The organism is Saccharopolyspora sp. NPDC050389 (genome assembly GCF_040655595.1).
In the GTDB taxonomy this organism is placed as follows: domain Bacteria; phylum Actinomycetota; class Actinomycetes; order Mycobacteriales; family Pseudonocardiaceae; genus Saccharopolyspora.
This window is the reverse complement of the sequence record NZ_JBFAKG010000114.1, coordinates 14,458-28,430: the sequence shown is the minus strand read 5'-3', so window position 1 is coordinate 28,430 and position 13,973 is coordinate 14,458. Positions and strand designations below refer to the sequence as shown.

General features: G+C 68.3%; 13 protein-coding genes. 7 read left to right on the top strand and 6 right to left on the bottom strand.

Annotated features, from left to right (window positions below; genetic code table 11):
* Positions 1-578 precede the first annotated feature (578 nt).
* Together AB0I53_RS43205 and AB0I53_RS43200 are read right to left on the bottom strand one after the other, a co-directional pair.
* Positions 579-959, bottom strand: a complete 381-nt coding sequence (locus AB0I53_RS43205; protein ID WP_358615291.1) for a hypothetical protein — start codon at positions 957-959, stop codon at positions 579-581.
* A 79-nt stretch (positions 960-1,038) separates the two neighbouring features.
* Positions 1,039-2,163: a diaminopropionate ammonia-lyase gene (locus AB0I53_RS43200; protein ID WP_358615289.1), complete on the bottom strand. Its 1,125-nt coding sequence runs from the start codon at positions 2,161-2,163 to the stop codon at positions 1,039-1,041.
* 197 nt (positions 2,164-2,360) lie between these two features.
* Between AB0I53_RS43200 and AB0I53_RS43195 the strand changes: the two genes are divergently transcribed.
* Both AB0I53_RS43195 and AB0I53_RS43190 read left to right on the top strand, forming a co-directional pair.
* Entirely contained in the window at positions 2,361-3,272 is a 912-nt protein-coding gene (locus tag AB0I53_RS43195; RefSeq protein ID WP_358615287.1) for an alpha/beta hydrolase, read from the top strand.
* 40 nt (positions 3,273-3,312) lie between these two features.
* A complete protein-coding gene (locus AB0I53_RS43190) occupies positions 3,313-4,050 on the top strand; it encodes a MerR family transcriptional regulator (RefSeq protein WP_358615285.1) in 738 nt (245 codons plus the stop codon).
* 89 nt (positions 4,051-4,139) lie between these two features.
* Here the strand turns inward: AB0I53_RS43190 and AB0I53_RS43185 are convergent, their stop codons facing one another.
* The 3 genes from AB0I53_RS43185 to AB0I53_RS43175 are packed head-to-tail and all read right to left on the bottom strand — an operon-like array spanning position 4,140 to position 6,593.
* On the bottom strand, positions 4,140-5,015 hold the full coding sequence (locus tag AB0I53_RS43185; protein WP_358615283.1) for a macrolide 2'-phosphotransferase: 876 nt from the start codon (positions 5,013-5,015) through the stop codon (positions 4,140-4,142).
* A 34-nt stretch (positions 5,016-5,049) separates the two neighbouring features.
* Positions 5,050-5,310 (bottom strand): hypothetical protein, encoded by a 261-nt coding sequence (locus tag AB0I53_RS43180; RefSeq protein ID WP_358615281.1) that lies wholly within the window; start codon positions 5,308-5,310, stop codon positions 5,050-5,052.
* Positions 5,307-6,593 carry an RNA-guided endonuclease TnpB family protein gene (locus AB0I53_RS43175; protein WP_358615279.1) on the bottom strand — a complete coding sequence of 429 codons (1,287 nt, stop codon included), beginning with the start codon at positions 6,591-6,593 and terminating at the stop codon, positions 5,307-5,309. The genes AB0I53_RS43180 and AB0I53_RS43175 overlap by 4 nt, the downstream gene beginning before the upstream one ends.
* A gap of 332 nt (positions 6,594-6,925) precedes the next feature.
* Here AB0I53_RS43175 and AB0I53_RS43170 point away from each other — a divergent pair, with 332 nt between their 5' ends.
* From AB0I53_RS43170 to AB0I53_RS43160, 3 genes are read left to right on the top strand one after another with little or no spacing between them, the layout of a single operon-like run.
* Entirely contained in the window at positions 6,926-8,662 is a 1,737-nt protein-coding gene (locus tag AB0I53_RS43170) for a BTAD domain-containing putative transcriptional regulator (protein WP_358615277.1), read from the top strand.
* 10 nt (positions 8,663-8,672) lie between these two features.
* Complete coding sequence (locus AB0I53_RS43165; RefSeq protein WP_358615295.1) at positions 8,673-9,944, top strand: tetratricopeptide repeat protein; 1,272 nt, start codon at positions 8,673-8,675, stop codon at positions 9,942-9,944.
* Positions 9,881-10,720, top strand: a complete 840-nt coding sequence (locus AB0I53_RS43160; protein WP_358615275.1) for a cytochrome P450 — start codon at positions 9,881-9,883, stop codon at positions 10,718-10,720. Before AB0I53_RS43165 ends, AB0I53_RS43160 begins: the two co-directional genes overlap by 64 nt.
* 198 nt (positions 10,721-10,918) lie before the next feature.
* Here the strand turns inward: AB0I53_RS43160 and AB0I53_RS43155 are convergent, their stop codons facing one another.
* Complete coding sequence (locus AB0I53_RS43155) at positions 10,919-11,149, bottom strand: MazG-like family protein (RefSeq protein ID WP_358615273.1); 231 nt, start codon at positions 11,147-11,149, stop codon at positions 10,919-10,921.
* Between the two features lie 484 nt (positions 11,150-11,633).
* Between AB0I53_RS43155 and AB0I53_RS43150 the strand changes: the two genes are divergently transcribed.
* A complete protein-coding gene (locus tag AB0I53_RS43150; protein ID WP_358615271.1) occupies positions 11,634-12,284 on the top strand; it encodes a helix-turn-helix domain-containing protein in 651 nt (216 codons plus the stop codon).
* Positions 12,281-13,936 carry an MDR family MFS transporter gene (locus tag AB0I53_RS43145; RefSeq protein ID WP_358615269.1) on the top strand — a complete coding sequence of 552 codons (1,656 nt, stop codon included), beginning with the start codon at positions 12,281-12,283 and terminating at the stop codon, positions 13,934-13,936. The genes AB0I53_RS43150 and AB0I53_RS43145 overlap by 4 nt, the downstream gene beginning before the upstream one ends.
* Positions 13,937-13,973: the final 37 nt, after the last annotated feature.

Below are 13,973 nucleotides of genomic sequence, written 5' to 3'. Positions count from 1 at the left end.
CTGGCCTTGAGGGCCTTGCTATACCCCTCATCACCGGCATCGACAGGCGCCTGAGCACTACGCTCGCCATCGCCATGCAAGATCTGCGTCACTGAATCTCGTCTCCGATTTGAGGACTCGTCCGGGTAGAGCGGATTGCCCGCGAAGTAAGCGATTCCCCACAGTTGCTTCGCGAGTCAGCCGTTGGCGCATTCCACCAGCCGCGCCAAGTCGAGTCGAGATCATACGACCTACTTTGCCCAAAAGGGCAACCCGCAAACGGATTTCGGCAACCCGCCGATCCACGAAATATCCACAAGCCCCAGAAACCGGGACATCGATTCGCGCGGAATACCCCCGAATCCGGCTATCCCCCACCACCGGGTGGCCGACGCCGCAGCCCGGCACAACGACCACCATGCCACAGCCACGGAGTTGGTGCAGACCATTGACGCAAAGCCGCCACGCCGGGCGAACATTCCGACATTTCCTCTAACAATCGCCAGAACCCGAGACGGCGCCGCCCAGGACGATCAATCGGGATCCGCGCAAGAACAAAGGCCCGATGACCGGCACTGATGTGCCGACCATCGGGCCTTTCAGGCCGTCGGGATGACAGGATTCGGCACTACACCCCTTATCATCCACAAAGGACAGTTCGTTCCACTCAGGTCGCTTGGCGCACGTCCCGGCGGTCGGCATCGGCGGCCTGTCGCTGTTGTTCGTCGCCAGTCGAGGGCGAGAGGAACGCGATCGAGATCAACGGTGATGATCGCCGCCACCGTCATGTAGGCCGCCACCGACATCGTGCTGCCGGTCAGGGTGAGGAGCGCGACCATGATCAGCGGCGCGAACGCGGCCATCGAGATCAGCTGCGCCGTCAGCATCGTGTTTCGGGGGATGCCAAGGGTGCGAGTGCCGTAGTCGAGCATTCCGTTGACGCTGTTGCAGTAGCTGACGGTCGCGAGCAGGAACGGCACCCGCCAGCCCCAGCTGGTGAACGCGGCCGAGTCACCACATGTTGGGAACGCCGCAGGGCGGCAGACACACGGGGCCCGCTCACCTTCTTGTCTCGTGAGCTCCTTCGGTGTTCAACAGGGCGATGGTGGAGTCGGCCGACAGACCGAGCGCGGCCCGTCGGCTCGGTGCTGCTTCGGCCAGGACAGCGCGCGCCGCCGCCAGGGTGGCCGCCCCGCACGGGCCCGAGGACACCCCGAGCGCGGCCAGCTCCCGTGCGGCTCCGGCGGCTTGTTCGTCGGACACGGCGACGACCGCGTCCAGCCCATCTCGCAGGTACGGCCAGGCCAACGACGACGGAGTACCGCAGTTGAGGCCGGCCATGATCGTCGACCCCGTCTGCACGGTGCAGGGCCGCCCGGAGGCCAGGCCGGTCTGGATGCAGGCGGCCGTGTCCGGCTCCACGCCCAGCAACGCGGCCCGCTGTTCGCGGCTGCGGTAGTGGGTGACGACGGCCTGAGCCAGCGACCCCACTCCCATCGGGACCACCACGAGCGAGGGCCCGGTCGCGCCAAGTTGCGCGTCCAGTTCGACGAGCAGGGTCGAGTACCCGTCCACGATCCACTGTGGAATTTCTTCGTAGCCGGGCCATGCGGTGTCCTGCAGCAGCACCGCCGAGGAACGGGATTCGGCTGCCTCGGATGCACTCCGCACGGTCGCGTCGTAATCGTCGGCGAGCACCGTCACCTCGGCCTGTTCGGCGCGAATCGCTTCGACCGCCCCAGGGCTGACCACATCCGGAACGAACACGTGCGCACGAATCCCGAGCAGCCGAGCGAACCTCGCCACGGCTCGTCCGTGGTTGCCGTCGGTCGCGGTCACCAGGTCCAGCCGAGGCAGCGAGCCGAGCATCTCGCGCAACCCGGGCAAGTCCGCGGGCCGCACGGTTTCCCCGGCGTGGTCGCAGATCACCCGGTAGATCGCGTAAGACACGCCAAGCGATTTGAAGGCCGGCAGCCCGAAGCGGGTCGACTCGTCCTTCACCACGACCCGGCCCACTCCCCATTCGGCGGCGAGTCCCGGCAGCTCCAGCAAGGGTGTCGGCGCATAGCCGGGCAACCCGGCGTGGAAGGACGCCGCCTCAGCGGGCGCAGGCGGGCACGCCCAGTCACGCGCGCCGGGATTGAAGAACCAGGAGCCAGTGGTCACAGCGATGTTCGGGGACACCGGTCAACCCTCGCAGCACCACGAGGTCGCAGCAAAGCGATTTGAGAGTTGCACCGTCGCCCCGCTGAATCGGTGGTCATAGCCCCAGTTTGAAGCCCTCGTGCGAGGCGTCGAAGCCGAGCCGCTCGTAGAAGCGGCGCGGGCGTGGCGGCGGAAGGCTTGACCCTGACGCTACGTCAGGGTTGGAGCCTTGTCGCATGACGAACAACAGCACCTCCTCCGCTCGGCTCGCTCCGCCGGTCGGAGGGTTCCAGGAGGTCGACGGCCGCCGCATCTTCGTGCATCGGTCGGGCAGCGGCGGGCCGGCCGTCGTGTTCTTGCCGGGCGCCAGCGCGGTCGGTCTGGACTATTTCGGTGTCCAGCAGGATGTTTCGCAGTTCACCACCGCTGTGGTGTACGACCGCGGCGGCACCGGCTACAGCGACCCGCTCCCGCTGCCGCGCACCGCCGCCGCGGTCGCCACGGAACTGCACGAGCTGCTGCGCGCCCAGGACATCGCCGCCCCGTACGTTCTGGTGGCGCACTCCCTCGGCGGCTTCTACGCGCATCGGTTCGCTCAGTTGTACCCGCAGGAGGTGGCCGGGCTGGTCTGGCTGGACGCCTTCCACCGCGACTGGGACGACGTCATGCCTCCCGCGGCGGCTCTGGCCGCCGTCGAGCGGATGGCACCTGGTCTGGAGCAGCTGGAACAGATGCGCCCGGCCCTGCGCGAGATGTACGCCGAGTTGCTCGCCGACTACCCGGAGCACGTTCGGCAGGCGCTTGTCGACGCCAAGGTGAGTGACGAGTGGACCCACGTCGGCATCGCCGAGCGCACCGAGTTGGCCGAACTCGCCACCGAACTGCGGGCCGGGCCGAACATTCCCGACGTCCCGGTGGTCGCGCTCACCGTGGTGGGCACCGACCCCGGCCAGCAGGCGCTGACGTCGGAGCAGACGTTGCAAGCGATGCATGGCGGCAGGACGAGCCTGGACGCGGCGCTGGTGAGCGCGGTCTCGCACGGGGAACAACGCATCCTCTCCGACACCGCCCACCACCGGCTCTGCTTCGACCGCCCCGATGCCGTGGTCCAGGCGATCCGCGACGTCGTCGACCAGGCGCGCGCCTAGACTCGGCCCGGCCACGTTCCCAGAAGACCGGAGGAGGACGGTGCTCACGATCAGCCAGCTCGCGGCGACCGCCGGCGTGACCGTGCGCACCGTTCGCCACTACCACCACGTCGGCCTGTTGCCCGAGCCCGAGCGCGATGCCTCCGGCTACCGCCGCTACAGCGCGCAAGCGGCGGTGGATCTCATCCGGATCAGGACCCTCGCCGATGCCGGCGTGCCGCTGGCCCGCATCGACGCGCTGCTGCATGCGCAGCCGACCGAGTTCGCCGCGGCCATCGCCGACATCGACGCCGAGTTGCAGCGCAAGATCGTCGAGCTCGCCGAATACCGCCGCAGGATCGCCGAATTGGACAGCGGCGAAAGGCTTGTCCTGCCTCCCGAGGTGGTCGCCATCCTGAACCGGATGCGCAGTCTCGGGGTCAGCGAACGGAGGGTACGAACCGAGCGCGACTCGTGGATCCTGATGCAGGCGCTGGACCCGCACGTCATGCCGCAGCGGATCCGGGACAAGAACGCGGGCTTGGACGACCCCGAGACGACGCGCCTGTATCTCGCCTGCGATCAATCAGTCGACTGGGATCCGCACGATCCACGCCTGGACCGGCTCATCGATGACCTGGACGCATGGGAGATCGAACACGAACGAGACGGCGGCCAGCCGGGGTACCTGAAGCTGGTCTCCTCCCGGATCGCCGAGGCATCACCGGCCTGGCAACGCATCGTCGACGAGCTCGCCCACCGCGCCAAGCAGCGCCGAACCGCCGTGCCCGACAGCTGACCTCCGTCCCACGTCACGCGGTAGACGTCGTCGACTCCCTCCACCTGCCGCACCACGTTCGACAGGTGACCACACCTTGATGGCGAGCGTCACTCCCGCAGGCGTTCTTGGGCGATCTTCACGTAGCCGTCGTGGCCCGTGTCGATCCCGTGGATGCCGAGGGAAACGGTGAACACGAACGACGCCAGCTGCTCGATGTGCGCGCGGAAGTGCTCGCGCGGCCGGCCACCCGCGTCGACGTAAGCGGCCAGCAGCCGGTCGAGACCGGATTCGCCGAACGCCCAGCGCGGGGCGATGAAGTCGAGCGCCGGATCGTCCACCGCGGCGTCGGTCCAGTCCAGGATTCCGGTCAGCATCCCGGAGTCGTCCACGAGCAGGTGCCCCGGATGCAGGTCGGCGTGCACCAGCCGAAGCCCGGCGGAGTCGCCGATCCAGTACCGGTCGTCGTCGATCCACTCCCGCCACCGGCGAACGCGCGACTCCGGAACGTCCAATTCGGATATCCCGCGGCGGAGGTGGTCGTCGGCCTCCGAACGCAACGCCGTGCGCGCCGACACCGGAACACCGAGCTCGGCGATCTCCGCCGCCGGCGCGCGGTGGAGCTCCGCGACCACTTCGCCGAGGGTCCGGAACAACTCCCCCGGCACGTCGATCCACCACTGGTACGCCAATGTCACCGGATCTTCCGGCCCCAACGGGGAATCCGGCAGCCGCCGGTAGGCGACCAGCTCGGACGTGCAGATCTCCCACCGCGGCAACGCAACGTTCAACCGCGGGCGCAGGAACTCCAGGAGTCGCCGCTCCCCCGCGATCAGCTCGCTGACCTCGGGACGCCGCGGCACGCGCAGCACCCACCGCACGCCTTCGGAATCCACGGCATGCCCGACCTGGAAATCCCAGCCCGTCTCATCGACTTCGAGAACGCGGACATGCAGCCCGTGCTTGCGGGCGAGATCGACGAACACACCGCATACCGTAGCGTCCGGAGGCCGTCGCGGTTCAGGCTCCGCGGACCATGGCGAGCATCGCCTCGCGCAGCGGGCCGTCGGTGGCGAGCCGCTCCACCGCGTCGAAGTGGTGGCCATCGGGCTGATCCACCACCTGGCACGGCACCCCGTGCGCCGACCACGCGCGCATGAGTTCTGCCTGCTGGCGCGCGAACTCCGACGACTCAGCGCCGCCGTAGGTCAGGATCAGCGGGCACGCGTGGGTGGGTTCCTGCCTGATCGGGCTGTTGCGTCGCGCGGTCTCGCGCGTCATGCCCAGCTTCTCGTTGAGTTGACTTCCTCACCGGCGTGAACGCCGGTGATTCCTACCGCGCCTGGCGGCGCGGGGCTCCGCGCTGTCAGGTCACCTTGGCGGGTTCCTGCTTCACCGCTCCGCGCCCCCGAAGGTCCAGGTGGTCTTACCAGTGCTCCACAGGCTGTCACCGCTAGTCCAGCGGCCTTCACGACGTTCGCCGCCGCATTGATGTCCCTATCCAGCCACACACCGCACGCCTGGCACTGCCAGACGCGCACGTGCAACGGCTTGGGACCATCCTTAACGCCACAGTGTGAGCACACCTGCGATGTGGGTTCGAACCGTCCGATCCGGACCACTGTGCGCCCGTACAGTGGGGCTTTGTATTCCAGCATCGCCACGAATGCCGACCACCCAGCGTCGTGGACGGACTTCGCCAGGCGAGTGCGCGCGAGACCTTGCACCGCCAGGTCTTCCACTGCGATCGCTTGGTTCTCGCGGATCAACTGGGTGGAGAGCTGGTGGTGGAACTCGCGGCGCGCATCGGCCACCCGAGCGTGAGCCCGAGCGACCTTGAACCTGGCTTTGTCCCTGTTCTTGCTGCCTTTCTCCTTGCGGGACAGGGCTTGCTGTGCCCGCTTGAGCTTGCGCTCCGCTCCACGGAGAAACTTGGGTGCTTTGATCTTCGTACCGTCCGAAAGCACCGCGAAGTGACCCAACCCCAGATCGATCCCTACGTCCGGGGCGTCCGTGCCGATGGATTCGGGGTTGGTGTCGATGACGAACGAGGCGAAATAACGCCCCGCCGCGTCCTTGATCACGGTCACGCTCGACGGTGTTGACGGAAGTTCGCGAGACCAGCGCACCGGCACATCACCGATCTTCGGTAAGCGGAGCTTCCCCCCTCTGGTGACCGACCAACGCGCGTTGGCAGTGAACCGGATCGACTGGCGACGGTCCCGGCGGGTCTTGAACCTCGGCACGCCCATGCGACAACCAGCGCGCTTACCACTGATCGAGTCGAAGAAGTTCTTGAACGCCTGCTCAGCATCCCGTAGCGATTGTTGCAGCACGACAGCAGACACCGTGCCCAGCCACGAACGTTCGGGCGTCTTCTTCGCTTCGGTGACCAGGCGCTTGGACAACTCGGCAGCTCTGGGTGCCTTCTCGCCTGCTTCGTAAGCATCCTGCCGTGCTCGCACGGCGTCGTTGAACACCACGCGAGCACACCCGAACGACTGAGCCAGCGCGATCTGCTGCCCAGGTGTTGGATACAAGCGGAACGCGTACCGAAGCTGCACCACTATGATCATATGCGGTTGGTTTCACGGCCGAATACGGGGGATCTCCACACAGGTCGACACTGCTGCTTCGTGCTCCACGCTCATTCGGCCTCTTTGACGAAGTATCGACACAATGTGTTCACCGCGCGCCACCTGGAACGCACGGCCTGCTCCTCGGTGAGATCGGCCTGCCGATGGCTCCCGGTTCCGCTTCGCGGACCGCAGCACGAGCCGAGGTTCGCTTCCCGCATCCGAAGCAGGACGCGCGGTCGGTCCTACGATGAACTCGTTCGCCCGCGGTGTGGCCTGCTGCCCTCGGGGACGACGGGCGATGTGAAGGACTGGAGACCATGCGGGTAACGGTGCTCGGGCCGGTCGAGGCCTACGAGGACGACGGGACCGCGATCCGCGTTCCGGGTGCCAGGCCGCGCATGCTGCTGGCGAAGCTCGCGCTGACCGCCGGTGAGAGCGTGTCGACCGGTTCGCTCATCGACGACCTCTGGTACGACGATCCGCCGGCGGACGCGGTCAACGCACTGCACGCATTGGTGTACCGACTGCGAAAGGCGTTGGGGGACGCCGGGACGCTGGAGTCGGCGGGGACGGGTTATCGGCTCGCGGTTCCGGCGGAGAACGTCGACGCGCACCGGTTCGAGGAGCTGGCCGTGCGGGGCAGGCGCGAGCTCGCCGCGGGCGCACCGCAGGAGGCAGCCGCTTCGTTCGGCGCGGCACTCGCGCTGTGGCAGGGAGCCGCGCTCGCCGATGTGCTCGACGCGCCGTTCGCCACCAGGACCAGCGCGCGGCTGGAGGAACTCCGGATCGACGCCGTCGAAGACCGCTTCGAAGCGGAGCTGCGACTGGGGCACCACGCCGAGATCCTGGCCGACCGGGAGGCGTTCTCAGCGGAACACCCGCTCCGGGAACGACTGGCCGCGTTGCGCATGCGCGCGCTGCACGCGGCCGGACGCCAGGCCGACGCCCTGGCCGTGCATGAGAAGCTTCGCCACACGCTCGCCGACGAGCTCGGCGTCGACCCTTCGGCCGAGGCGCGGGAGGCCCATCTGGCCGTGCTCCGCGGCGGGACGGGCCGGCCGGCGGCGCGGCCCGAATCGGCACCGGGCCGCCTGCCCGCGCTGCTGACCACGTTCATCGGCCGAGAAGACGAGCTGAAGCTGCTCGCCGAACTGATGGAAGCCTCCCGGCTGGTGACGATCCTCGGTCCCGGCGGAGTGGGCAAGACCCGGCTGGCCGTGGAGGCGGCGTCCCGGCACCGGGCTCACCGGCGCGGCCGGTTGTGGCTGGTCCCGCTCGCCGGCGTGAGCGGACCGGGCAGCGTGGCCGACGCGGTACTCGGCGTGCTCAGCTCCCCGGACGGCAGGCTCGCCGGCGGCGGCCCGGGCGATCCGCTGGACCGGGTGGTCGAGCTGCTCGGTGGCGGAGAGGCCGTGCTCGTCCTGGACAACTGCGAGCACGTCATCGAGGCCGCCGCGGACTTCGGCCGGCAGCTGCTGGAGCGGCAGCCACGGCTGACCGTCCTGGCCACCAGCAGGGAGTCGCTGGAGGTCATGGGCGAGGCGCTGTGCCGCCTCGGGCCGCTCGACCTGCCGCGGCACCGCGCGGACCCGGCCGACGCCGCCGGGTCGGCCGCGGTGCGGCTGTTCGTCGACCGCGCGGCGGCCGTGCGGCCCGGCTTCGCAGCTGAACCGGTCCACTGTGGAATCCGTGGTGAACGTGGTGCGCAGGCTGGACGGCCTGCCGCTCGCCCTGGAGCTGGCCGCGGCGCGGCTGCGGGCGATGAGTCCCGAGCAGATCGAGCGGCGGCTCGACGACCGGTTCCGGTTGCTGTCCACGGGAAACAGGGCGGCACAGCCGCGCCAGCGCACCCTGCACGCGGTGATCGAGTGGAGCTGGGACCTGCTGACCGAGCAGGAAAGGCTGCTGGCACGGCGGATGTCGGTGTTCCCCGCCGGAGCCGGTGCCGCCGCTGCGGAGGCGGTGTGCTCGGATGCGGCGGACCTGCCGGCCGACGACGTCGGCTACGTGCTCGATGCGCTGGTCGAGAAGTCCATCGTGGAGCAGGCCGGTAACGGATACCGGATGCTGGAGAGCATCCGGGCCCATGCGGCGCACAAACTCCGGCAGGCCGGGGAAGAAGAGTCGGTCCGGGGTCGATTCACGCGCTACTTCGCCGGGTTGGCCGAGGAACACGAGCCGCTGCTGCGCTCCGCCCGGCAACCGGAGTCCCTGCTGATCTTCGACGCCGAGTACGACAACCTGATGTTCGCACTGCGATCGGCCATCGACGACGGAGATCCGGGCACTGCGGCGCAGATCCTCGGCCCGCTGTACTGGTACTGGAACTCGCTGCGCTACGACGCGCGGTCGGAGAACTACGTGGCCAGGGTGGTCGAGTTCGGCGACGCGCTGCCCGAGGACGCCCGCGCCGCATTCACCGCGATCCATCTGATGGCCGGCGACAGCGGGCCGAAGGTCGACGCCGAGCGGGCTCACGCCCTGATCGAGGACTGCGCGCGCACCGGAGCGTTCCAGCGCTACCCCGTGCTGCTGCTGGCGGCCCTGCCGGTGGGGCACTTCCTCGGCCTGGACGAGCTGGTCGCACGCCAGATGCGGGAGGTGCGCGCCCGATCCGATCGGTGGGCCACCGCCTGCACGTTCATGGTGGAAGCGTTCATCCACCGCGATCGCGGCGACTGGGACGGCAGTTCGACCGCGCTGGCGCACGCGTTGCACGGGTTCGAGGAGACGGGTGACCGCCTGTGGACGGCGATGGTGCTGGCGGGCCAGGCGCAGGTGCACTCCGTCTGCGGCGACCACGCCAAGGCGATCGCCGCCTTCGAACGGAGCCTCGCGCTGGCCTCGCAGGACGCGTTCTCATTCCGGATCGGGCTTGCCGCCGAGCGGATGCGCAGCGGAGATCTCGACGGCGCCCGGCATGACATCGACGCCGCCGAGCAGGAGGCCCGGGACAGCGGCCAGCGGCTGCTGGAGGCCGAAACCCTGGTCGCCATGGCCGAATTCCACCGCCGCTCGGGCCATCCGGAACGCTCCGACCGGAAGCTCGACCGGATGTCACTGCTCGCCGGCGAGATGCCGCTGCCCGTCGAGGCGATCGAGGCCCGGATCGCCTCGGCGAGGATGGCGAACCGGCTCGCGTCCGGCGACACCGCAGGGGCGCGCGGACTGCTCGCCAGCACCGTCGCCGCGGCATTCGCCCACCGAGACATCGCACCGGCCGCCCAGCACCTGGCGAAGCTGCTGCACCTGGAAGGAGATCCGGTCGGCGGGTGGTGGAGTTCACCGCGGCGCGCCTGGACGCGATGCAGCGGCAGGGGTCTCCGGCGGACCTGATGGAGTTGTATGCGCGACCGATTCCGGCGCTGGTGATCCGCGAGCTGCTGGGCGTCCCCTACACCGATCGCGAGAAGTTCCAGCACCTCACGGACGGCGTGGTGCTGCGGGACGGGGCCACCCCGGAGGACCAGATCGCCGCGATGAAGGGGCTGCAGGACTACATCAGCGAGCTCGTCCTGGCCAAGCGCGCCAACCCCACCGACGACGTCCTCAGTGAGCTGACCACCAGCGACCTGACCGACGAGGAGCTGTTCGGGCTCGGCGCCTTCCTCCTGTTCGCGGGCCTGCACACCACGGCGAGCGTGATCGGGATGGCCACCTTCGCCCTGCTGATCAACCCCGACCAGTTCGCCGCCCTGCGAGACGACCCGGACCTCGCCGACGGAGCCGTCGAGGAACTGCTGCGCTACACCGGAATCGGCCCCTGCACGGTGCGAGCCGCACTGGAAGACGCCGAAATCGACGGCCGCCTGATCAAGGCGGGAGAAAGCGTCGCCGTCTCGATGGACGCGGCCAACCGAGACCCGGCCAAGTTCCCCAACCCGGACGCGCTGGACCTGCGTCGCAACGCCACGGGACACCTCACCTTCGTCCACGGCGTGCACCAGTGCCTCGGCCAGCACCTCGCGCGAATCGAGCTGCGAACGGCGCTCCCGGCGCTCGTCACCAGATTCCCCGACCTGAGCCTGGCGATTCCGGTGGAAGAAGTCCCAATGCGCACCAACTCGAACATCTACGAAATGGAAAGACTCCCACTCACCTGGAACAACTGACCCAGACCGGCCCAGCGAGACTCACGCCCTCGCTGGGCCGGACCGCGCACGAAAGATGCCGCCGCCACGCTTCGCCACGAGCACGGGGACATCTTCCGGCAGGGGTGCGTGATCACAGATCTGCGGCTGAGCAAAGACATCCGACTGCGTCTACCGATGCGTCGGATCTGGAACAACAAGATCGAGGGGTGATCCTGCTCAGACGGCCGGAGGGAAGCGGGTCTCGTTGCGCTCGATCTTCGCGTAAGCGGCTTCGATCAGGTCGATGCCGCACACGTCCGTCAGCCGAACCAGGTAGAGCAGCACGTCCGCGGCCTCGTCCGCAAGCCGCTCCTTGAGAGCGCCCTCCGCCAGAGCCACCTCGATTCCGCCCTCACCGAGCCACTGCAGCTCCGCGATCAGCTCGCCGGCTTCTCCGTTGAGAGCCATCGCCAGGTTTTTCGGTGTGTGGTACTGCTCCCAATCTCGAGTAGCCGCAAACTCCCGCAACCTCGACCGAAGCCCCGCAACACTGTCCATGATCCCCACACTATCCAGCAGCAAATGGGAGCATGTTCAGCTCCTTGTACTTCCTTTCAGAACCGCTCCTCGAAGTGCCGGGTGCACTCCATCTCTCCGCGCGGCACCGAATCCGGCTCGTCCCGCACGGCGCGTTCGAGGCGGGCACCCACATCCAGACGAACGCGGGAATGATGAAGCACGGACGACGGCACCCACGCCGAGTCGCAGCGCAGACACTCGCCATCCGCGTGATCACATCGCGCGCCCGCATGCCGCGATGCGCGAGGCCGGCGCTCAACGGCCGATTCTGCCCCGAGGCTCAGGACCCCTGATGGTGTCGGTGATCTCGCTCGGTTGGGTGCGGTCGAGGGCACGGTGGGTATCGATGCACTCTGCAAGCGAGGGTGCAATAATGCACTATGAGATGAATCGTGCAACTAGCATGCGCGGACGGCGAATGGCCGCGACCGCCGCGCAGGTGACCTCCGTAGCCCTCAGGCTGACCGCTGAACGCGGCCTGTCCGGGTTCACCGTCGAGGAAGTCTGCGAACAGGTCGACATCTCCCGCCGCACCTTCTTCAACTACTTCGCCTCCAAGGACGACGCCGTCCTGGGAATCACCGCACGCAAGGACGACGACGCGCTCACGGACCAGTTCTTGGCGCGCGACAATCCCGCGAGCACCGGGCTCTCGCCGACCCTGCTCGACGACCTCGCCGAGCTGGCGGTGCAGCGCTGGGACCGCGCGGACATCACGGCAGAGAGCATCCGCGACGTTCTCGCAGTGTTCGAACGCGAGCCCCGGCTGCTCACCCGGTTCGTCGAGAAGATGCAGCGCGACGAGCAATCCGACGTGGAGCTCGTCGAGCATCGCGAGGGCCTCGCTTCCGGTGATCTCCGCGCCGCCGCCGCCGTGCAGATCATCCGCGCCCTGATCTCGGCCGCCGTGCGGGAATTCCTCACCCTGGCGAACACCGACACCTTCGCGGAGATCGTCGCCCGTCGGCTCGCCGCCGCCCGCGACCTCTTCGCATCGAACCCTGACCCCGAACGGAAATCATGACCACGACCGCTCCCGCCCCGCTTCTGCTGACGCAGCGGCGGATATGGATCATCTTCAGCGCGCTCATCGCGGGCATGCTGCTCTCAAGCCTCGACCAGACGATCGTCGCGACCGCCATGCCGACCATCGTCGGCGACCTCGGCGGCGTCGAGCACCAGGTGTGGATCACCACCGCCTACCTCCTCGCGACCACGATCGTCATGCCGATCTACGGCAAGTTCGGCGACGTCCTCGGCCGGCGCCGGCTGTTCCTCATCGCGATCGCGCTGTTCACGCTCGCCTCGGTGGGCTGCGCGTTCGCCACCGACTTCTGGGCGTTCGTGGTGTTCCGCGCCATGCAGGGCCTCGGCGGCGGCGGGCTCATGATCCTGTCGCAGGCGATCATCGCCGACATCGTCCCGGCCAACGAGCGCGGCAAGTACCTCGGCCCGCTCGGCGGCATCTTTGGCCTGTCGGCCGTCGGCGGCCCCCTGCTCGGCGGGTTCTTCGTCGACCACCTCACCTGGCAGTGGGCGTTCTACATCAACATCCCGGTCGGCATCGCCGCCTTCGTCATCGCGCTCGTGGCGCTGACCCTGCCGAACAAGAAGGCGACCCAGCCGATCGACATCCTCGGCGTCGTGTTCCTCTCGATCGCCACGACGTGCCTCATCTTCTTCACCGACTTCGGCGGCGACAAGGCGCACGGCTGGGCCGCGGTCGAGACGTGGGCCTGGGGCCTCGGTCTGCTCGCGGCGGCGGTCGCGTTCATCGTCACCGAGGCGCGCGCCGCGGACCCGATCATTCCGCTGAGCCTGTTCCGCAACCCGATCTTCGTGAACGCCACCGCGATCGGCCTCGCGCTGGGCCTCGGCATGTTCGCCGCCATCGGGTTCGTGCCGACGTTCCTGCAGATGTCGTCGGGGACCTCGGCGGCCGCCTCCGGGCTGTTGCTCCTGCCGATGATGGTGGGCCTTCTCGGCACGTCGATCGCCTCGGGTGCCATGATCACCAGGACCGGCCGGTACCGGATCTTCCCGATCGTCGGCACGATCATCACCGCCGTCGCCATGATGCTGATGACGACGCTCGCCGCCGACACCCCGATCTGGCTGATCTGCGTCTACCTGTTCGTCTTCGGCGCGGGCCTCGGGCTCATCATGCAGGTGGTCGTGCTGGTCGTGCAGAACGCGGTTCCCGCCGCCATGATCGGCACCGCGACGAGCACCAACAACTACTTCCGCGAGGTCGGCGCCGCGCTCGGCACCGCGGTGTTCGGCACGATCTTCACCACCCGCCTCACCGAGAACCTCACCGGGGTCTTCACCGCCTCTGGTGCCTCGGCGTCGGACGCTTCGACCGCGACCGCGACGCTCGATCCCAAGACGCTGAGCCAGCTCCCCGACGAGATCCGCGACGGCGTGGTCACGGCCTACGCCGATGCCCTCGCGCCCGTCTTCTGGTATCTGCTGCCGTTCATCGGCATCGCCTTCGTCCTCGCCTTGGTCCTCAAGCAGATCCCGCTGTCGGACGTCGCCGGGCTCGTCGCCCGCGGCGAAGCGATCGGCGGCGAGGAGGCGGAGCGACTGGAAGCCGAGCAGCGCACGCAGAAGGCGCCGGAGGCCGACTCGGCAAACACCAGGGCAACCCGGGAAGAGGATCCGGTCGCCTGAGCCGCTCACCTGCAAGTACTACCAAGAGCCGCAGGCT